The sequence below is a fragment of the Ideonella sp. BN130291 genome, from assembly GCF_036231905.1.
In the GTDB taxonomy this organism is placed as follows: domain Bacteria; phylum Pseudomonadota; class Gammaproteobacteria; order Burkholderiales; family Burkholderiaceae_C; genus CAMLIZ01.
This window is the reverse complement of sequence record NZ_JAZARE010000006.1, coordinates 96,628-115,112: the sequence shown is the minus strand read 5'-3', so window position 1 is coordinate 115,112 and position 18,485 is coordinate 96,628. Positions and strand designations below refer to the sequence as shown.

Annotated in this window: 19 protein-coding genes and 1 riboswitch; of the genes, 10 read left to right on the top strand and 9 right to left on the bottom strand. The window is 68.9% G+C overall.

The window, feature by feature from the left end; all coding sequences use genetic code 11:
* Window positions 1-14: 14 nt before the first annotated feature.
* Window positions 15-1,199 (top strand): class I SAM-dependent rRNA methyltransferase, encoded by a 1,185-nt coding sequence (locus tag VPH43_RS14165; RefSeq protein WP_328578368.1) that lies wholly within the window; start codon window positions 15-17, stop codon window positions 1,197-1,199.
* Here VPH43_RS14165 and VPH43_RS14160 read toward each other — a convergent pair.
* Window positions 1,168-2,082 (bottom strand): DMT family transporter, encoded by a 915-nt coding sequence (locus tag VPH43_RS14160; protein WP_328578367.1) that lies wholly within the window; start codon window positions 2,080-2,082, stop codon window positions 1,168-1,170. The genes VPH43_RS14165 and VPH43_RS14160 overlap by 32 nt on opposite strands.
* A gap of 70 nt (window positions 2,083-2,152) precedes the next feature.
* Window positions 2,153-2,641, bottom strand: coding sequence for an Lrp/AsnC family transcriptional regulator (locus VPH43_RS14155; RefSeq protein ID WP_328578366.1), 489 nt, complete (start codon window positions 2,639-2,641; stop codon window positions 2,153-2,155).
* A gap of 141 nt (window positions 2,642-2,782) precedes the next feature.
* On the opposite strand from VPH43_RS14155, the gene glmS reads away from it, so the two are divergent.
* Window positions 2,783-4,612, top strand: a complete 1,830-nt coding sequence (gene glmS / locus VPH43_RS14150; RefSeq protein WP_328578365.1) for a glutamine--fructose-6-phosphate transaminase (isomerizing) — start codon at window positions 2,783-2,785, stop codon at window positions 4,610-4,612.
* 282 nt (window positions 4,613-4,894) lie between these two features.
* Here the strand turns inward: glmS and VPH43_RS24650 are convergent, their stop codons facing one another.
* On the bottom strand, window positions 4,895-5,371 hold the full coding sequence (locus tag VPH43_RS24650; protein WP_442909290.1) for a restriction endonuclease: 477 nt from the start codon (window positions 5,369-5,371) through the stop codon (window positions 4,895-4,897).
* Window positions 5,372-5,546: 175 nt separating this feature from the next.
* Here VPH43_RS24650 and VPH43_RS14145 point away from each other — a divergent pair, with 175 nt between their 5' ends.
* The 4 genes from VPH43_RS14145 to creC are packed head-to-tail and all read left to right on the top strand — an operon-like array spanning window position 5,547 to window position 8,449.
* Window positions 5,547-5,870 (top strand): type II toxin-antitoxin system Phd/YefM family antitoxin, encoded by a 324-nt coding sequence (locus VPH43_RS14145; protein ID WP_328578364.1) that lies wholly within the window; start codon window positions 5,547-5,549, stop codon window positions 5,868-5,870.
* Entirely contained in the window at window positions 5,863-6,249 is a 387-nt protein-coding gene (locus VPH43_RS14140; RefSeq protein ID WP_328578363.1) for a type II toxin-antitoxin system RelE/ParE family toxin, read from the top strand. The genes VPH43_RS14145 and VPH43_RS14140 overlap by 8 nt, the downstream gene beginning before the upstream one ends.
* A 17-nt stretch (window positions 6,250-6,266) precedes the next feature.
* Entirely contained in the window at window positions 6,267-6,989 is a 723-nt protein-coding gene (gene creB / locus VPH43_RS14135) for a two-component system response regulator CreB (RefSeq protein ID WP_328578362.1), read from the top strand.
* Complete coding sequence (gene creC, locus VPH43_RS14130; RefSeq protein WP_328578361.1) at window positions 6,986-8,449, top strand: two-component system sensor histidine kinase CreC; 1,464 nt, start codon at window positions 6,986-6,988, stop codon at window positions 8,447-8,449. The genes creB and creC overlap by 4 nt, the downstream gene beginning before the upstream one ends.
* On the opposite strand, the gene VPH43_RS14125 is transcribed toward creC, so the two are convergent.
* Window positions 8,446-8,592 carry a hypothetical protein gene (locus VPH43_RS14125; RefSeq protein ID WP_328578360.1) on the bottom strand — a complete coding sequence of 49 codons (147 nt, stop codon included), beginning with the start codon at window positions 8,590-8,592 and terminating at the stop codon, window positions 8,446-8,448. The genes creC and VPH43_RS14125 overlap by 4 nt on opposite strands.
* 129 nt (window positions 8,593-8,721) lie before the next feature.
* Here VPH43_RS14125 and creD point away from each other — a divergent pair, with 129 nt between their 5' ends.
* Window positions 8,722-10,128, top strand: a complete 1,407-nt coding sequence (creD, locus tag VPH43_RS14120; protein ID WP_328578359.1) for a cell envelope integrity protein CreD — start codon at window positions 8,722-8,724, stop codon at window positions 10,126-10,128.
* Between the two features lie 138 nt (window positions 10,129-10,266).
* On the opposite strand, the gene VPH43_RS14115 is transcribed toward creD, so the two are convergent.
* Window positions 10,267-11,004, bottom strand: coding sequence for a hypothetical protein (locus VPH43_RS14115; protein ID WP_328578358.1), 738 nt, complete (start codon window positions 11,002-11,004; stop codon window positions 10,267-10,269).
* A gap of 208 nt (window positions 11,005-11,212) precedes the next feature.
* Window positions 11,213-11,311, top strand: a riboswitch (glycine riboswitch).
* 153 nt (window positions 11,312-11,464) lie between these two features.
* On the opposite strand from VPH43_RS14115, the gene VPH43_RS14110 reads away from it, so the two are divergent.
* Complete coding sequence (locus VPH43_RS14110; protein ID WP_328578357.1) at window positions 11,465-12,739, top strand: D-amino acid dehydrogenase; 1,275 nt, start codon at window positions 11,465-11,467, stop codon at window positions 12,737-12,739.
* Between the two features lie 222 nt (window positions 12,740-12,961).
* Here the strand turns inward: VPH43_RS14110 and VPH43_RS14105 are convergent, their stop codons facing one another.
* Window positions 12,962-13,654 carry a class I SAM-dependent methyltransferase gene (locus VPH43_RS14105; RefSeq protein WP_328578356.1) on the bottom strand — a complete coding sequence of 231 codons (693 nt, stop codon included), beginning with the start codon at window positions 13,652-13,654 and terminating at the stop codon, window positions 12,962-12,964.
* A gap of 374 nt (window positions 13,655-14,028) precedes the next feature.
* Here VPH43_RS14105 and VPH43_RS14100 point away from each other — a divergent pair, with 374 nt between their 5' ends.
* Together VPH43_RS14100 and VPH43_RS14095 are read left to right on the top strand one after the other, a co-directional pair.
* Window positions 14,029-14,355, top strand: coding sequence for a hypothetical protein (locus VPH43_RS14100; protein ID WP_328578355.1), 327 nt, complete (start codon window positions 14,029-14,031; stop codon window positions 14,353-14,355).
* Window positions 14,356-14,606: 251 nt separating this feature from the next.
* A complete protein-coding gene (locus VPH43_RS14095; RefSeq protein WP_328578354.1) occupies window positions 14,607-14,978 on the top strand; it encodes a hypothetical protein in 372 nt (123 codons plus the stop codon).
* 21 nt (window positions 14,979-14,999) lie between these two features.
* Here the strand turns inward: VPH43_RS14095 and VPH43_RS14090 are convergent, their stop codons facing one another.
* Genes VPH43_RS14090 through VPH43_RS14080 form a run of 3 tightly spaced genes read right to left on the bottom strand, consistent with a single transcriptional unit; the run spans window position 15,000 to window position 18,398 of the window.
* Window positions 15,000-15,743, bottom strand: coding sequence for a GDSL-type esterase/lipase family protein (locus tag VPH43_RS14090; protein WP_328578353.1), 744 nt, complete (start codon window positions 15,741-15,743; stop codon window positions 15,000-15,002).
* Window positions 15,744-15,795: 52 nt separating this feature from the next.
* Window positions 15,796-16,809 carry an esterase/lipase family protein gene (locus tag VPH43_RS14085; RefSeq protein ID WP_328578352.1) on the bottom strand — a complete coding sequence of 338 codons (1,014 nt, stop codon included), beginning with the start codon at window positions 16,807-16,809 and terminating at the stop codon, window positions 15,796-15,798.
* Window positions 16,810-16,838: 29 nt separating this feature from the next.
* Window positions 16,839-18,398, bottom strand: a complete 1,560-nt coding sequence (locus VPH43_RS14080) for a M28 family metallopeptidase (RefSeq protein WP_328578351.1) — start codon at window positions 18,396-18,398, stop codon at window positions 16,839-16,841.
* Window positions 18,399-18,485: the final 87 nt, after the last annotated feature.

The following is an 18,485-nucleotide window of genomic DNA, read 5'->3' as shown; positions in this document are numbered from 1 at the left end:
GGGACAATCCGCCCATGAAAGTCATCAAGCTTCGCGAAGGCAAAGAACGCTCGCTGCTTCGCCGCCACCCCTGGGTGTTCCAGGGCAGCGTGGCCAGCGGCAAAGCCGACTCCGGCGAAACCGTGCGCGTCGAATCGCACGACGGCAAGTTCCTCGCGTGGGCGTCCTTCAGCCCCAGCTCCATGATCCGCGTGCGCGCCTGGAGCTTCGACGAAACCGAGCGCATCGATGCCGCCTTCTTCGAGCGCCGCATCGCCGCCGCCGTGGCCTTGCGCGCCCGCCTTCCGATCGCGAGCGACGGTGTGCGCCTGATCCATGGCGAAGCCGATGGCCTGCCCGGGCTGATCGTCGACCGGTATGCCGATGTGCTCAGCGCCCAGTTCCTGTCCGCCGGCACCGAGCGCTGGAAGCCGGTGATCGCGGACCTGCTGCTCAAGGCCACCGGCCTGACGCGCCTGTACGAACGCTCGGACTCCGGCGTGCGCGGCCTCGAAGGCCTGCCACCGGTGACCGGCTGGCTGCGCGGCGACGGCGACACCACGGTCACCATCCGCGAACACGACTGGCGCCTGACGCTGGACGTCGCCGAAGGCCACAAGACCGGCTTCTACCTGGACCAGCGCGACAACCGCGCCGCCTTTGCGCGCTGGGTACAACACTTCGGCGTCCGAAGCGTGCTGAACTGCTACTGCTACACCGGCGGCTTCAGCGTGGCGGCGCTGGCCGGCGGTGCCACGCAGGTGGTGAGCGTGGACTCGTCCGCCCCGGCGCTGGAGCGCGCCCGCGCGCACGTGGAGCTCAACGGCTTCGACATCGCACGCGCGGAGTTCGCCGACGCGGACGTGAACCAGTACCTCCGCGACTGCATCAAGGAAGGCCGCAGCTTCGATGCCATCGTGCTGGACCCGCCGAAGTTCGCGCCCACGGCAGCCCATGCCGACCGGGCCGCGCGCGCCTACAAGGACATCAACCGCCTGGCCTTCAAGCTGCTGGCGCCGGGCGGGCTGCTGCTCACCTTCAGCTGCTCCGGCGGCATCGGCGCCGAGCTGTTCCACAAGATCGTGGCCGGCGCCGGCATGGACGCGGGCGTGGACGGCGCCATCCTGCAGCGCCTGGAAGGGGCGTGCGACCACCCCACCACCATCAACTTTCCCGAGGGGGAATACCTCAAGGGGCTGGCGATCCTGAAGCAGGCCTGAGGCGGGGCAGCAGCCGCTGCAAGGCGCCGGTGGCCAGCGCGGTGCCGAGCAGGATGGCCACGCCACCCGCGAGCATGGGCGCGCTGATGCGCTCGCCCAGGAACACCGCGCCCCAGCCGGCGCCGAACACCGGCAGCAGGAAGGTCACGGTGACCGCCCGGGCCGGGCCCAGGCGCGCGATCAGACGGAAGTACATCAGGCAGGTGACGCCGGTGCACAGCAGCGCCAGCACCAGTACCCAGCCCCAGGCGGCGACTGACAGTGCCTGGGCCGGCCAGGCTGCCGCGGCCGGCAGCGCGAGCAACAGCGCGCCCGCGGCCAGGCTGCCGGTGGCCGACACCACCGGCGGCACGTCGCCCAGCCGCTTCTTTGCATAACAGGCGGAAAAGCCATACGAGCAGGTGGCCACCATGCAGGCCGCCATCGCCCACAAGGCCGCATCGCCCTGCACGCCTGCGAGGCCGCTGCGCGCGGCGGCCAGCCACGCCACGCCGGCAAAACCGAGCGCCAGCCCGAGGACCCGCGAGGCCGAAAGCCGGTCGTGCAGCCACGCCCAGGCGATGGCGGCGGCGAACAAGGGCGTGGCGGCGTTGAGGATCGCGTTCAGGCCGGCGGTGAGGTGCAGCGCGGCGTAGCTGGAGCACAAAAAGGGCAAGGCCGAATTGGTGACGCCCATCAGCAGCATCGGCCGCCAGTGCCGCGACAGCAGCCGGGCCTGCCCCTGCCACAGCAGCAAGGGCAACAGCAGCGCCGCCGCACCGGCCAGCCTCAGCCAGGCCAGCGGCACGGTGCCGAACTCGGGCACGGTGAGCCGCAGCAACAGGAAGGCGGCGCCCCATACCGCCGCCAACACCAGCATCTCCGTCAGGTCGCGCGATCTCATTCGGGCCACTGTACGGGCCTGCCACGCGCGAGCGGTGAGCTTTGCGCAAGCCAGCGTTGCGCCGGCGGCATCAAGCGGGGGGCGCGATCCGGGGCGCGAACTTGGCGCGCTTGACGCTGAAGAAGGTCTTCACGTTGCGCACGTTGGCGTCCTGCGTGAACAGGCGCTGCACCAGCGCGTGGTACGCGGGCATGTCGTGCACCCAGAGCACGAGCATGAAATCCGGCCCTGGCGACACGCGATAACACTGCTGCACCGCCGCTTCGGCCACCGCCTTCGCCTCGAAGGCCTCCAGATGCTCGGCGCCCTGGCGGTCGAGCGTCACCTCGCACAGCGCGGTGAGGCCGTTGCCCGGCACGGCGTCTGGCGACACGATGGCGATCTGCCGCTCGATCACGCCGGCCTCGACCAGGCGCCGCACCCGGCGCAGCGACGTGGCGGCCGAGACATGGGCCGCCTCGGCGAGCGCGAAATTCGACACGGCAGCGTTGTCCTGCAGCAGGCCGAGCAACCTCCAGTCGAGGGGGTCCAGGGGTATGGCTTGTTCAGGTTCGTTCACAGAAGCACGACAAAAGAAGGAAAATTGCGGTTTCTCGGCAGTGTGAACGATTATTCCAGGAGACTAGCAAAACTGAAAGAACACAACACCGCCGCAGCCGTACGATGCAGCCCATTCCGAACATCACGAGAGGCTTCCACCATGTGCGGCATCGTCGGCGCGGTCAGCAACCGCAACATCGTCCCCATCCTCATCGAGGGCCTGAAGCGCCTGGAATACCGGGGATATGACTCCTGCGGCGTGGCGGTGCACCAGAACGGCGAACTGCGCCGCACCCGCAGCACCAGCCGCGTGGCCGAGCTGGACAGCCTGGTGTTGCGTGACGAAGTGATCGGCGGCACCGGCATCGCCCACACCCGCTGGGCCACCCACGGCGCGCCGGAGGTGCACAACGCGCATCCGCACTTCAGCGGCAACCGCATTGCGCTGGTGCACAACGGCATCATCGAAAACCACGACGAGCTGCGTGCCGAGCTCAAGGCCAAGGGCTTCGAGTTCACGAGCCAGACCGACACCGAGGTGATCGCCCACCTGGTGAACCACCTGTACGACGGCGACCTGCTGGATGCTGTGCAGCGCGCCACCACCCGCCTGCGCGGCGCCTATGCGATCGCGGTGTTCGCCCGTGACGAACCGCACCGCATCGTGGGCGCGCGCCATGGCTCACCGCTGGTGCTGGGTGTGGGCGAGGGCGAGAACTTCCTCGCCAGCGACGCCATGGCCCTGGCCGGCGTGACCGACCAGATCGTCTACCTCGAAGAAGGCGACGTGGTCGACGTGCAGCTGGGCAAGTACTGGATCAGCAGCCCGCAGGCCGGCGGCACCCACAAGCCGGTGCAGCGCGAGGTGCGCACCGTGCACGCCCACACCGGCGCCGCCGAGCTGGGCCCGTACCGCCACTACATGCAGAAGGAGATCTTCGAGCAGCCGCGCGCCATTGCCGACACGCTGGACGCCGTGAACGGCATCTCGCCCGAGCTGTTTGGTGACGGCGCCTACCGCGTGTTCAAGGACGTGGACCAGGTGCTGATCCTCGCCTGCGGCACCAGCTACTACTCCGGCTGCACCGCCAAGTACTGGCTGGAGAGCATCGCCGGCATCCCCACCAGCGTGGAGATCGCCAGCGAATACCGCTACCGCGACAGCGTGCCCAACCCGCGCACGCTGGTGGTCACCATCACCCAGAGCGGCGAAACGGCGGACACCCTGGCCGCGCTGAAGCATGCGCGCAGCCTGGGCATGGAACATACGCTGACCATCTGCAACGTGAGCACCAGCGCGATGGTGCGCGAATGCAAGTTCGCCTACATCACCCGCGCCGGCGCCGAGATCGGCGTGGCCAGCACCAAGGCCTTCACCACCCAGCTGGTGGGCCTGTTCCTGCTGACGCTGGCGCTGGCGCAGGTGCGCGGGCGCTTGAGCGACGAGCAGGAAGCCGAGCACCTGAAGGCGCTGCGCCACCTGCCGGTGGCGGTGCAAGCCGTCGTGGCGCTGGAGCCGCAGATCATTGCCTGGAGTGAGGAGTTCGCCCGCAAGGAAAACGCGCTCTTCCTCGGCCGCGGCCTGCACTATCCGATCGCACTGGAAGGCGCGCTCAAGCTCAAGGAGATCAGCTACATCCACGCCGAGGCCTACCCGGCCGGCGAGCTGAAGCACGGCCCGCTCGCGCTGGTGACGGCCGCGATGCCGGTGGTGACGGTGGCGCCCAATGACCAGCTGCTGGAAAAGCTGAAGAGCAACATGCAGGAGGTGCGCGCGCGCGGCGGCGAGCTGTTCGTGTTTGCCGACAACGACACCCGCATCGAGAGCGAGCCGGGCGTGCATGTGATCCGCATGCCGGAGCACTATGGCGCGTTGAGCCCGCTGCTGCACGTGGTGCCGCTGCAGCTGCTGGCGTATCACACCGCGTGTGCGCGGGGGACGGATGTGGACAAGCCGCGGAACCTGGCGAAGAGCGTGACCGTGGAGTGAACGGCAGAAGGGCCATGCATGCGCTGTTCCGTGCTATCCGTGCCTGAGACATGCCATTGATGCCTGAGGGGTGCCATTGAAGGGTGAGACGAGCTTGGCGGCTGCTGCGCAGAGAAAGCTGAACGTTTCAGGACGGGCGCGATGTGTTCGAGGTCAGGTGCGGCCCTGGTAGATCCTCGAGTCCCCGGAGGCGTCATCTTGCCCTTGGCCAGCCACGGTTTCCGAACTGTCGGTCTCCCAGAGGAGTCGGCAGCGGGCCGCCAGCAACGCCGGACAACAGCTTCACAACGTTTTCAGGTTGTAGCAGGCATGGCCGTGAAACTTGAGTGGCATCGCTCGACTGATATCGCAGTCCTCGAGTCTTGCGGGTCGGTGCAACTGAGCGTAGCCCAGCATGTCAAAAAATCGATCCGCATCCACCAAGTCGATTGGGAGGACCGATTCAGTACTTTTACGCGCTGCTCCTGTTGACGCTTGACTGAAGCGCGAAGAAGAGACAAATACGCCCCGCGCATACCCTCCTAGGACGAGAGCGCCCAAAAAAGCCCTGATCTGCTCGACTTCGATCGAGCGCTTCTGCCGCTTTACTTGCACTCCTATCCTCTCGCCTGCGCTGTCCTCCAATACGACATCGATCCCTCCATCGCTCGTATATGCGGTCGCTTCTGCTCGATAGCCGAAGAGTCGGGGATGTAGGGAGGACCGATCGGCAAATGCCGTCTGGGTCGGCCCATGGTTGCTCCTTGTTGATAGCGACAAGAAAGTCCTGGTGAGCAATAGCCCGCGAGCCGCTTTGACCGCGGAACGTCTTCAATGAATGCGCAGGGTCAAGAAGTGGTTCGTGGTCGATGCCGATCGCGCGGCACTTCGCGCACTGAGCGCCGTCCTATAGACTGCGCAGAATTCTGTCACCCCGCCCTCTCGGGAGGCAACCATGGGCTTCTCAACACATGACGTCGTGCCGTTCACCCAGGCGCGCGCCAACCTTTCCGAACTCGCTGACCAAGCCAAGGCCGGCGCCGAAAAGATCATCACGAAGAACGGGGAGAGCTATGTCGCTCTGATCGACGCCGACCGGCTGGACTACTACCACCGGCTGGAACGCGAGCGCATTCACCTGCTGCTGATCGACGACGCGAGGCGGGGCTTGGCCGACATCGAGGCAGGCCGCACGCATGCGGCGGATGCGGCTTTCGCCCAGATTCAACAGCGACGAGCCGGTGCTACCCCCGGCAAGTCTGCCAAGAAGCGTGGCTGAGGATGTCTACCGGGTCGAGCTGACGGCGAGTTTCCTGGAACGCCTCGGCGCCATCGAGGCATTCTTGTCCGAGGCGGATGCTGGCTTTGCCTTTGACAAACTGCTGGCCGAACTGCGCGCCACGGTGGTCCCCAACCTGGCCCGGTTCCCGTGCATCGGCCGGCGATACCTCGCCAACCCCCCGCAATCGGCGGAGGCGCTGGCACAACTTGCCACGCTGCCGGACGGGGCGGCCGGCGCACTGCGCGAATACCTGCATGGTGACTACCTGATGCTGTATGCGCCTGTGGATCTCAATGCCACGGTGTACCTGCTGTCCATTCGGCACCATCGCGAGCTGTCGTTCGACTTTGCCCGGCACTGGCCGGCGTCGCTTTGAGCGCAAGGGAAAGCGACGTGGCCCCTCCATCGCTCCTGCTCGTTGAGGACGACCCGGCCATTGCCCGCACGGTCGCCTATGCTCTCGAGCGCGAAGGCTTCACCGTCGCTCACGCCGCCCTCATCCGCGATGCCCGCCAGCGCCTCATCACTTCTCTGTACGCCGCCGTCATCCTCGATATCGGCCTGCCCGACGGCAGCGGCCTGGACTTGTGCCGTGAGCTGCGGCAGCGGCATGCCCATCTGCCGCTCATCATCCTCAGCGCCCGCGGCGAGGAGATGGACCGTGTGCTCGGGCTGGAGCTCGGTGCCGACGACTACCTGACCAAGCCTTTCAGCCCACGCGAACTCTGCGCCCGTGTGCGCTCCCTCCTGCGCCGCAGCGCGTTGGCACCCGCGGCGGCCGCCCCTGCCCCCAGCCCGTCCGCCCTGCCGCTGATCGAACACGACGCCACCGACAACCGGCTGCGCCTGGCCGGTATGCCGCTCAAGCTCACGCGTCGCGAACACGGCCTGCTGCTCGCGTTGCTGCGCCGCCCCGGCCGGGTGTGGTCGCGCGAGCAGCTGCTGTCCGAGGTGTGGGGCGACGACATCGAAAGCACCGACCGCACGGTGGACACGCATGTGAAGACGCTGCGCGCCAAGCTGCGCGAGCTGCAGCCCGACCTGGAGCTGATCGTCACGCACCGCGGCATAGGGTACTCGCTGGAGCTGCCCGCTGCCACCAAGGCCAGTCCGTGAAACTCGGCCTGCGCCTGCTGCTCGCGTTCTTCCTCATCACCGGCATCGCGGCGTTCTTCGTGCTGCGCGTGTTCGTGCAGGAGGTGCGGCCCAGCGTGCGCGAGGTGATGGAGGACCTGTTGGTGGACACCGCCAACATCCTGGCCGAGATGGCGGCGGACGACCTGGCACGCATGCCGCCCGGCGGCACGCTGCAGCAATCGGCCTTTGCACAGAACCTGCGGCAATACGCAGCCCGCCCGGTGGACGCCAAGATCTGGGGCTTGGCCAAGCAGACGCTGGACTACCGCGTCTATGTCACCGATGACACGGGCCGCGTGGTGTTCGACTCGGGCGACCCGCAGGGGGGCAGCGCCGTGGGGCAGGACTATTCGCGTTGGCGCGACGTGCGGCTCACCCTGCGCGGTGAATACGGGGCCCGCGCCACGCGCGAGCAGCCTGCCGACGACAGCAGCTCGGTGATGCACGTGGCCGCGCCCATCAAATCGCCGCACGGCCGGATCATCGGCGTGCTCACGGTGGCCAAGCCGCTGCGCACGGTGCAGCCGTTCGTGGAGCGCGCGGAGCGCAAGATCCTGCTCAGCGGCGTGTGGCTGTTGGGTTTGTCGCTCGTGGTGGGTGTAGCCGTCACCGGCTGGCTGGTGTGGTCGGTGCGGCGGCTGCGCCACTTTGCGCTGGAGGTGCAGGTGGGCGAGCGCCGCACGCCGCCGCACTTGAGCGGTGAGCTCGGTGAGCTGGCCTCCGCGATGGGCGCGATGCGCGACCGGCTCGAAGACCGCCAGCACCTGGAGCAGACGGTGCGCGCCCTCACGCATGAGCTCAAAAGCCCGATGACCGCCATTGCAGCCGCGGCGGAGTTGCTGCAGGACGAGCTGCCTGAGGCCGACCGGCAGGCGTTTGCGCGCGATATCCAGGAGCAGGTCAGGCGCCAGCGTGTGCTGGTGGAGCGGATGCTGGAGCTGTCCAAGCTCGAGCAGCGGCGCGCGCTGGCGCATCCACAGCGGCTGGCGCTCGTCGCGGTGGCGGACGCGGTGGTGACGCGTGCCGAAACGCGGGCGCGGCAACGCGGCGTGTTGTTGCAGTGGCTGCGCCGCGAGGCCGATGCTCATGTGCAAGGCGATGCCGAGCTGCTGGAGCTGGCCATCGCCAACCTGCTGGACAACGCGATCGACTTCTCGCCCGCCGGTGGCGCGGTGGTGCTGTCGGTGTGGGCGGATGCCGAAGGCGCGCACCTGCGTGTGCAGGACAACGGCCCCGGCGTGGAAGACTATGCCTTGCGGCGCCTGGGTGAGCGCTTTTTTTCCACGCCGCGGCCGTCAGCACCCAGTGAGCCGCCGCGCAAGGGCTCCGGGCTGGGCCTGGCCATCGTGCGCGAGGTGATGGCGCTGCATGGTGGGCGCATTCGTTTTGCCAACGTACAGCCGGGGCTGGCCGCGCAGATCGTGCTGCGGGTGGCTTAGGCGGACGGCATTCGCGCGAAGGTTTGCAGCGACGGGTCGATGGGGTCCCACGCCCACCCGCGCACGCGGTAGGTGAGCGCCTGCGGCACAAACCGGCTCGGGTCGTCCAGGCTCGCCGCGGGCACGGCGATCAGGCCCGGCATGTCGGCAAAGCGCAGTGCACCGGCGTGCCGCAAGCGCTTGGAGCGGCTTCACATTCGCTTCACACACTTCATCGCCAGCTCACAGTGCCAAGCCACAGTGCGCGCTCCATCACAAGAGCGAGAAGCGAGATGCGATTCCCCCTGTTGAGCAAGGCCGTCGCGATGGCGGCGGTGATCGTCGTGCTGGCGGTAGCGCTGTTCCGCGTGGAGAGCGTGGTCTACGAGCGCCAGATGCGCCAGCGCGAGGCTGAGGCCAACCTGCAGGAGAGCCTGGCCAGCCCGCAGACGGTGCTGGGCCCGCTGCTGCAGATGCGCTGCACCGAAACCTGGGAGCGTGCGGACGGTGACGGCAGGGACCGCAAGACCGTCACCGAGCGGCGCGAACGGGTGCTCACCGCCTGGCCGCGCACGCTGGTGGCACAAGCCGAGGCCGCGATCGAGCCGCGCTACCGCGGCCTGTTCAAGCTCAACGGCTACCTGGCCAAGGGCACGGTGAGCGCGCGCTTCGACGCACTGCCCGCCCCGGCCCCCTCCGCCGATCAGCCCGGCGCGCGCATGCTGTGCGAGCCGCCCACGCTGGCGGTGGCGCTCACCGACGCGCGCGGCATCCGCAGCGCCAGCGTGCTGGCCGCCGGCGAAACGCGCGTCGTGCAGCCCGGCAGCCTGCTCAAGACGCAGCCCCAGGGCTTCCATGTCACGCTGCCGCCGGCCGCGGTGGAGGCGCCGCTGGACGTGAAGGTGGCGCTGGAGCTGGCCGGCACCCGCAGCATCGGCTGGGTGCCTGTGGGGCAGGAGACCACGGTGGCGCTCACCTCGCCCTGGCCGCATCCGTCGTTTTCGGGCCGCTTTTTGCCGGTGGAGCGCAAGGTGTCTGCGGAGGGCTTCAGCTCACGTTGGCAGGTGAGCGCGCTGGCCACCACGGCGCAGGCCGCGGTGGAACACGGCGGCGCCTTGTGCGAGTGGCGTGACGATGGCGTGGCCTACGCGGTGGCGTCCGCCCCCGGCAACGGCGAGCGTACCGCCACGCCCTGCGTCGATTCGTTCAGTGTGGGCTTCATCGACCCGGTGAACGGTTATGTGCTCAACGACCGCGCGGTCAAGTACGGCATGCTGTTCATCGTGCTCACCTTCGTGACCGTGGCCCTGGTGGAGGTGATGCGGCGGCTGCGTGTGCATCCGATCCAGTACCTGCTGGTGGGCTTTGCGCTCACGGTGTTCTTCCTGCTGCTGCTCAGCCTGAGCGAGCACCTGCCGTTCTGGCAGGCGTACCTGGCAGCCAGCGTGGCCTGCACGGCGCTGCTGGCCTTCTACGGCGCGCACCTGCTGGGCGGCGCGCGCGCGGGGCTGGCCTTCGGGGCCGGGCTGGGGCTGCTCTATGCCGCCTTGTACGCGCTGCTGCAGATGGAGCAGACCGCCTTGGTGCTGGGCTCGCTGCTGCTCTTTGCGGTGCTCGCGGGTGTGATGGTGGCCACGCGGCGCATCAACTGGTACACGTTGATGGCACAGCTGCGCAGCGAGGGCAGGGCGGCGGCCTGACGCTGCCGGGGCAGCACGAACTGCCCGCATGTGTTCTGCAAAAAAGGGGTGGGGCGCCGGAAGGCGCCCCACCTGCTTCGACGGCATCAGCTCGCGCCTGATGCGCTTGTCCCGGGTCTTGCGTGTCGGCCGGTCTCGTCAGCGCCCGTCGCCGTCCGAGTCGCCGGGGATGGCGCGCTCGATGCCATCCTTGGCCCGCTGCCAGGCGTCACGCGAGGCATGTTTGGCATGGTCCCACTCGAGCGACGAAGTGCCGCGCGAGCTCTGCCAGTCCCGGCCGAGGTCCGACTCGATCTCGTCGAACTGACGCCCGGGGTAGCGGCTGTGTGCATCGACGCCATGGCGATAGGCAGGAGCGTAGTCGTCGTAGCTGGCGCCGCTTTGCACATAGGGCCGGTTGACCCAGTTGTCGCGCCAGTAGGTGTCGTGGTCGGCATCGGGGCCCACCTTGCCGGCCAAGGCGCCGGCGCCAGCGCCCGCCACCGCACCGATGGCTGCGCCCACCGGGCCGGTCACGCCACCCGCCAGGCTGCCCGCGATGGCACCACCGGCCACACCGCCCATCGCGCCGCCGGTCACGGCGCCGGTGGCGGTGTCGCGGTCGTCGACGTCGGTCCGGGCGAGGGTGTCGTCGCTCGTCACGTCAGAGCCCACGGCCACCTTGTCGTCGGAGCTCTTGCCGGCGACAGCGCCCACCACGGCGCCGGCGACGGCGCCGATGGCCGCACCCACCGGGCCGGTGACGCCCCCGGCCAGGGCCCCGGTGATGGCGCCGCCCGCCACCCCGCCGGCCACCGCGCCGGTCGCGGCGCCCTTGGCGACTGCATGGTTTTCCTTGTCCGACTGGACACCGCGCTCGTTGCTGCGATCTTTCATCACTGACTCCTCTCGTGGAGTGCGCCAGGTCATCGCTGCAGACAGCGGTGGCGTGGCGCACAGGATTGCTGGAAGCACTGAAGGACAGGGCAAGGGGCGTACCCTGCAGCCCGGCCGGTGTGCTCCGAAGCAGGAGCGATTGGCGTACCCGGTGTGGCACAGCCTGCAAGCGCCAGGGTGACCGGGCGCACGCGCCACGCTACCATCGCGCCATTGGTCGGGAGAGATCGCCAGGTGCACTGCGCCTGGTGGCGCCGAAGGAGCAACCGCCCCGGAAACTCTCAGGCAAAAGGACCGGCCAGTCCATGCATCTCTGAAGAGCGGCCGCACTCGTCATGCGGCCCACCGCAGGAGCAAGCGCCGGCTCATGCCAGGCGCGAATCTCTCAGGTTCCAAACAGAGGGGGCGTGCGGCGCGCGTCGTGCCGCCGCACTCCACCTTTGACGTTTGGAGACCTTGCATGAAATCGATCGCGGTCATCGGCGGTGGCATCACCGGCGTCACCTCTGCCTATGCACTCGCCCTGCGGGGCTTTTCGGTCACGCTGTTCGAGCGGCACCGCTATCCGGCGATGGAAACGTCCTTCGCCAATGGCGGCCAGCTGTCGGCATCCAACGCCGAGGTGTGGACCCATCCCGCCACGCTGCTCAAGGGCCTGAAGTGGATGCTGCGCAGCGACGCGCCGCTGCTGCTGAGCCCACGCCCCAGCTGGCACAAGCTGAGCTGGTTCGCGGAGTTCGTCGCCAGCATTCCGCACTACCGCCGCAACACCATCGCCACCGCTCGCATGGCGGTCGCGGCGCGCGAGCACCTGTTCGCCTGGGCGCAGGCCGAGGGCATAGCCTTCGACCTGCGGCGCGAGGGCATCCTGCACATCTACCGTGACCGCCAGGGCTTCGAGCATGCGGGCGAGGTGTCCCGGCTGCTGGCCGCGGGCGGGCTGGAGCGCCGGGCCGTCACACCGGCCGAGATGCGGCAGATCGAGCCCACGCTGGCCGGCAGCTTCCACGGTGGCTATTACACCGAGAGCGACGCCACGGGTGACATCCACAAGTTCACCGTCGGGCTGGCCGCCGCCGCGCAGCGACGGGGCGTGCGCACGCTGTATGGCGCCGCCGTGCGCCGGCTGGGCAGCGACGGCACCCGCGCGACTGTGAGCTACGACACCGGTGGCGAACGCGCGCAGAGCAGTTTCGACGCGGTGCTGGTGTGCGCCGGCATTGCCAGCCGGGCGTTTGCTTCGCAGCTGGGCGATCGCGTGAACATCTACCCGGTCAAGGGCTACTCCATCACGGTGCACCTGGCCGATGCGGCCAGCCAGCAGGGCGCGCCCACCGTCAGCCTGCTGGACGATGCCACCAAGCTGGTGACCAGCCGGCTGGGCGCGGACCGCTTCCGCGTCGCGGGCACGGCGGAATTCAACGGCGCCAACCGCGACATCCGCGCCGACCGCATCCGCCCGCTGGTCGACTGGGTGAACCTGTGCTTCCCGCAGGTGAGCACGCGCCAGGTGGTGCCGTGGGCGGGCCTGCGGCCGATGATGCCGGACATGATGCCCCGCGTCGGCCGCGGCCGGCAGGCCAACGTCTTCTACAACACCGGGCACGGGCACCTCGGCTGGACCCTGTGCGCGGTGACGGCGGACATGGTGGCTGGCGCGGTCGAGCAGGCGGCCAGCACGCTCGGCCGCCGGCGCGGCGTGCCTGCCCGATGGGCCGGTGCCGCGCAGGACTGACGCCTAAGGCCTCACCGGCTCTTCATGAGGTCGACCGGTTGCATGTCCTCGCTTTCGCACCGCGGGCAGCGCGCCGGTCGGGGCACCGGCGAGGGGCGGAAGTAGAAGAGCTTGCACTGTCCGCACCGCCAGGTGCGGCTGGTCTCTGGCGTTGTCATCCTGGCTCAGCAGCAAGGCGGATGCCGGCGGGGGCCCGCGCGAGCGTTCGCACGGGGCCTCCGTCTACCCGAAGGACGGGATCTTGCCGGCCGGCGGCTTGTTGCCGATGAAGTAGACGGACGGCCAGGCAAAACGGCCGAGCTCCATCCGGGAGATCAGCTTGACGGTGCTGGCATGGCGGGGATAGATGGCCTCGTAGTAGCTCACGCTGATGTCCACTGGCCGGGAGCCGAACGCCTCGCTCAAGGCGCTGCCGAGTTCCGACGCTGTAAAGCCCGCGTGTGCGCCGAACTCGTTGCGAAAGCGCCCTTGCAGCCGCATCTTCCAGTCCGCGGCGTTCCAGCGCAGCTTGTTCTTCCAATGCGCGCCCGACCCCATGTAACCGATGAGCCGGCTGCGGTTGGGCGTGCCGACACAGTAGTGCCCGCCTTCGGTGAGCACGCGGTCCATCTCGTTGAGCGCGCAGCGCCAGTCCGGAATGTGCTCCAGCGCATGGTACGAGTACACGTAGTCGAACGCGCCATCGGGAAACGGCAGCGAGCAGGCGTCGGCCACCCGCAAGTCCACCTGCTGCCGCGCTGCGGCGTCGAAGTTCGGGTTCAGGTCGATCCCGATCACCTCGCAGCCCAGTTCGCGCGACAGGATGGCGGCCTCGGTACCGTCGCCACAGCCGACGACCAGCAGACGGCTCACAGCGTTCGCAGCTTCTTCCCTGATCAGGCGGGCGAGCTGGGTGGGTTTGTCGGCAACGGGCATGTGCGACTCCCGTTTGTGTGCGGGACGCTAGAAGATCACCTCCGTTGTCAGGATGTCACCCCATGGGCTAGGGGGCGTTCAGGGCACCCCGTTTGCTGCCTGCGCCAGGCCGGACAAGCGTCCAGCGCATCGATGCGTAGCAGGGCTGGCCCCCCAAGCGGCACGGCGTGATCTGGCGTTGCACAGCGCGGCAGCCGGAAGTCCTTACGGTCGGGGCGACGCCACCCCGGTGTTGTCATCAAACGCTGACGCTGCTTTGCGTCGCACGCCGACTGCGAATCCTCGTGCGAGCGGCCATGCTCACGTCAGCGCTAGCTCGGCAGCAGTACCGCCGCAGTTGGATGCCCTTCAACCGGATTCAAAGGAATGACAACATGACCAAGCTCCATACCGCGATCGCCGCCGCTTCCCTCCTCGCGCTGGCCGGCCTGGCCCAAGCGCAGCAGGCGCCCGACGCCAGCAAGCCGAACCCCTCTGCCGCCACCACCACCGGCACGTCCACCTCGCAGACCGAAATGAACAAGGGTGTGCCGGGCGTGAACGTGGACACCGGCAGCAAGGCGTCCAACGGCGTGATCAGCGCTGACGTCGACAAGAACACCGACGCCAGCAACGTGACGAACCGCAGCAACACCAGCGGCACGGCCGACGTGAACACGTCCACCCGCAGTACGCGCGCTGCCCGCGCCGACCGCGGCTGATCGCCACGGCTGATTGGAGTGCAGAAGCGGGGGCGCCCAGCGGGCGCCCCCGCTTTGCCATGCCCGCGCGGCCTTGCTGAGGGTCAACCGTTCATCACCTGACGGTCCAGCGCGGCGACATTCCGCTCCGTAGCGGGCGCACCACCGCGCCTCTTGCCGCGGCGAGGAGCGCACGTAAAGAGTCTTCACTTCGTGGTCAAGCGGGTGCGACAATGCTGGGTTGCCGACCGCTTCTCCAGCGCGCCACATTCGTGCCCGACAACATCACCGTCCATCGCCGCCAGAACGCCCTCAGCCTGTTCCAGCAGTACGCCGAAGAGCAGATGCGCGCCGGCGTGGCGCCCAAGGGCCTGGAGCAGGCCTTCGCGCAGCAGCTGCAGATGAGCCCCAGCATGTGGAGCCAGATCAAGAGCAGCCGGCCCATCGGTGACAAGCTCGCGCGCCAGATCGAGGCCGCCTGCGCACGCCCGGCCGGATGGTTGGATGAAGCGCATGCGCCGCAGGGCCTGAGTGCGGCCGAGCAGCAGTTCCTCGGCCTGGCGCTGAAGGCCTGGCGCTCCACCAACGCCGAAGGCCGCAAGCGGCTCAAGCTGACGATGAAGGAACTGCTGGGGGCCGGGTGAGCGCGATGGCCGGCAGGGCGTTCAGCCCGACGCGATGCAGGCGTGGCTTTGCAACACCGCCCGCACCTGCTGCCACACCACCTGGTGCCCCGCATCGTTCAGGTGCACCCCGTCACCCACGTCGTAGCGCGGGTCGATGCGGCCGTCCGGCCCGGCCAGCTGCGCGCGCACCGGCACGAAGCAGGGGCCGGCGGCGTCGGCCAGCTGCTGGTCGATCTGCGGCAGAAGGGCCAGCCGGTCGGGCGGAAGGTCGCGCGGCTGGGTCGACAGCATCACCACCGGCACGCCGGCCTGCAGCGCCTGGCTGCGAATGGCCAGCAGGTTGGTCACCGTCTCGCTGACGCTGTAGCCCATGGCGGTGTCGTTGGTGGGCAGGGAGACAAACAGCGCCTGGGGATGCAATGCGAGCGCGGCATCCACATCCGCGCTGGGGTCCGGCGCGGGGCGCCCCGGCGGCGGCTGTGACCCGGCGGAGAGCACGTGGTAGCTGGTGAGGCTGGGCCGGGCCAGGTTGTGCACCACCACGCCCCGCGGCGCCTCTTCGGCGGCCATCAGCGCCACCCACCCTTGCCCTGCCGTGGCGCCCGCGCCTGCCGCGGTCGACGATCCGACCACCACCCAGGCGTGCGCCCCGGTGGCTGGCGGGGCGTCGGCCTGCGCGCTGCCACCACCGCCGCATCCAGCCACCAGCAGGGCGGCAAACCAGAGCGCCTGGCGCCAACGGGCTGGGCGACGAGCGGGAGAGGTGGGCTGCGGGCTGGGCATGTGCTTGGCGGGGTGGCGATCCCCTCGGTCCGGCAGGCGCCGTGCCCGCGGGCTAAGGTTGGGCGCCGTAAACACGCGCCAGCAGCTGCGACAGCGCGGCCTGCCTTTGCGGTGCGGTCGGGTTCAGCACACCATGGCGCTGCAGCAGCGCGATCAGCTTCACCGGGGCCACCCGTTCGTCGCCCACGATCTCCACATGTCCGGCCCCGACCTCCAGCACCTCGGCCAGCGGGTCGTCGTCGATCACCGGATGGCGTTGTTCGTCCAGGCTGAAGATCTCGTCGGACTCGGTGCAGCGCTCCCCCTCGTACCGCCGGCAGGTGCCGCGCTCGTCGGTCATCACCTTGAGGTAGCCGCGCACCTGCGCAGCCAGGCGGCCAGGCTGCTGGATGAAGGCCGAGTGCGCGGTGATCTCCGACCACTTGTCGCCGGTGATCAGCCGGCACATCGGCCCGATGAGGCCGAGCGTGAGCGCCCGCGTGACCGGGTTGCCGCACTGCTCGGCGGCCGCGATGCCGGCGAACGGGCCTGACACGGTCACCAGCCGCAGCTGCAGGCCCAGCTCGCGCATCGGGTCGGGCCGGTCACTCACCAGCGCACTGCGGGCGATGAGGGCGCCCTGGCTGTGGCCAATCACGGTGAGCTGCCTGCTCTCCATCGCACGTCCGAGCTGGTCGAGCGCGGCCACCAGCTGCCCCGAGCTGCGCATGAGGCTGTCACGGTCGTTGTAGGTGAAACACGCGGTCTGCTGGCCATGGAAGGCCAGCACCTGCGCCAGCCCCCGGAAGCGGCCGGACGAGCCGAAGCAGCCGTGCACCAGCACGTTCACCGGCTCGCGCGAGTTGAGCGACAGGCGTCGGTCGGGGTTGTCGGTGCACGGGCCCAGGCCCGGGATGCTGAGCGTGATGTCCGCAAGCGGCAGGGCGCCGGGCGCGATGGACTGCAGCTCAGGGTCGGCCGGCGGCGCGGCGGCGCAGCTGGCGAGCACGGCCGCTGCGAGCAGGAGCGGCCCGAGCACACGCCACCGCGCGAGGCCGGGAGGAAGGGCGCGGCGGCGGTCTTGCATGCCCGACTCTACCGCCGCGCCTGGGAGGGTCACTGCGGGCGGTAGCTCACGGTGAGGGCGTAGCTGCCCGCGGTGTAGCCCCTGAGCAGCACGTACACGTCGCCGTTGGAGGTGATGTTGATGCTGCAGCTTTCGCTGGCGCTGCTGCCGTCGGACTTGCAGTCGTAGCTGCGGGTGGTGGGCACGCTGCCACGCCTGGCGTAGAGGTCGATGTCCCCGGTGCCGGTGGTGCTGGCCTTGAAGCTGCCGCCGGCGCCCGCCTTGAAGGGGCCGAAGCTGCGGGTCTGGCCGCGCGTGAGCGTGCCGCTGAAGGTTTCCACGGTGTCGGGCAGCCCGGGCCCGTCGCTGCCCAGCTCCACCGCGTAGGCCAGGGCCATGCGCGCGAACTTCAGCGAGTGTTCCGCGGTGCTGCCGGTGTTGGCGTAGGTGTCGTTGGCGGTGTGGATGTAGGGGTCGTCCTCACCCATGGCCGCTTCGAAAGGCATGGAGGCGGCGTAGCCCTGCGCGTTCCACGAGGCGTGGTCCGAGCAGGCATAACCGCAGCGGTCGGTGCCGATGGTCAGCGTGGGCAGGTAGGTCTTGATCAGGTTGCTGACGAAGGTGTTCTGGGCGCTGTCGGTGTAGTCGCTGAAGATGTAGATGTCGTTGGCCGAGCCCTTGTAGTTGGTCATGTCCAGCTGCATCACGCCCACCACGTTGGTGCCGGCGGTGGCGTAGCTCTTGGCGATCTCCTGCGACCCGCGCAGCCCCACTTCTTCTGCCGCATAGGCCATGAACTTGATCGTGCGGCGCGGCTTGTAGCCGTTGGCCACCAGCGTGCGGTACACCTCGGTGAGGCTGGCCACGCCCGAGGCGTCGTCATCCGCCCCCGGCGCGCGGGTGGTTTCGCCAGTGCCGGCCTGGTTGATGGAATCGAGGTGGCCGCCGAGCACCACCACTTCGTTGGGGTTGTCGGTGCCGCGGATGGTCGCGATCACCGACTTCTGCTTCCAGTTGGGGTGGGTGAACTGCTCCACCGTGATGTCGCTGCGGCCGTTGGCCAGCGTCGTCCAGCGCTGCTTCAGCCAGTCCGACGCATTGACGCCGCCGCTGGTCTGGTAGTAGCGGTTCACGTAGTTGGACAGGTCGATGATGGTCTGGCCGATGTTGCTGGCCTGCATCTGGCCCAGCATGGGCGTGACCGTGCTCTGCTGGTCGATCACGTAGCTGGGCCGGGTGACGGCCACGGCGGGTGTCGCGCGGGCCAGGCCCGACTGGCGGTGCAGCGTAGCCAGGCCTTCGGCTTGGCTGCCGTGGTACATGAAGCCGCCGCAACGGCGCAGCGCCTTGTGCACGGCCTCGGACAGATGCGCCAGCTGGTCCTCGTCCACCTGCACCAGGTGGATGTGCTCGGCGCGCGATGCGCTGGCTGCCGTGGCATGGCCCGCCTGGGCCGCCGGCACGCTGGCGGTCACGGCGGTGGGGGTGTGTTTCTGCAGCTGCGCCAGGGCGGCGTCGCCCAGGCTGATCCAGACTTTGTCGCCCGCCTGGGCGGTGGTGCAAAGGGCAAACAATGCCGCGCAGGCGGCGGCCATGGTGTGAAGACGCATCGTGATTCCCTGATCGGTGAATGAAGCCGGGGCCGCTGCCGCACCCGCTCGTGGCGGGCCGGCATGGCGCTGCCCCGGTGCCGTCTG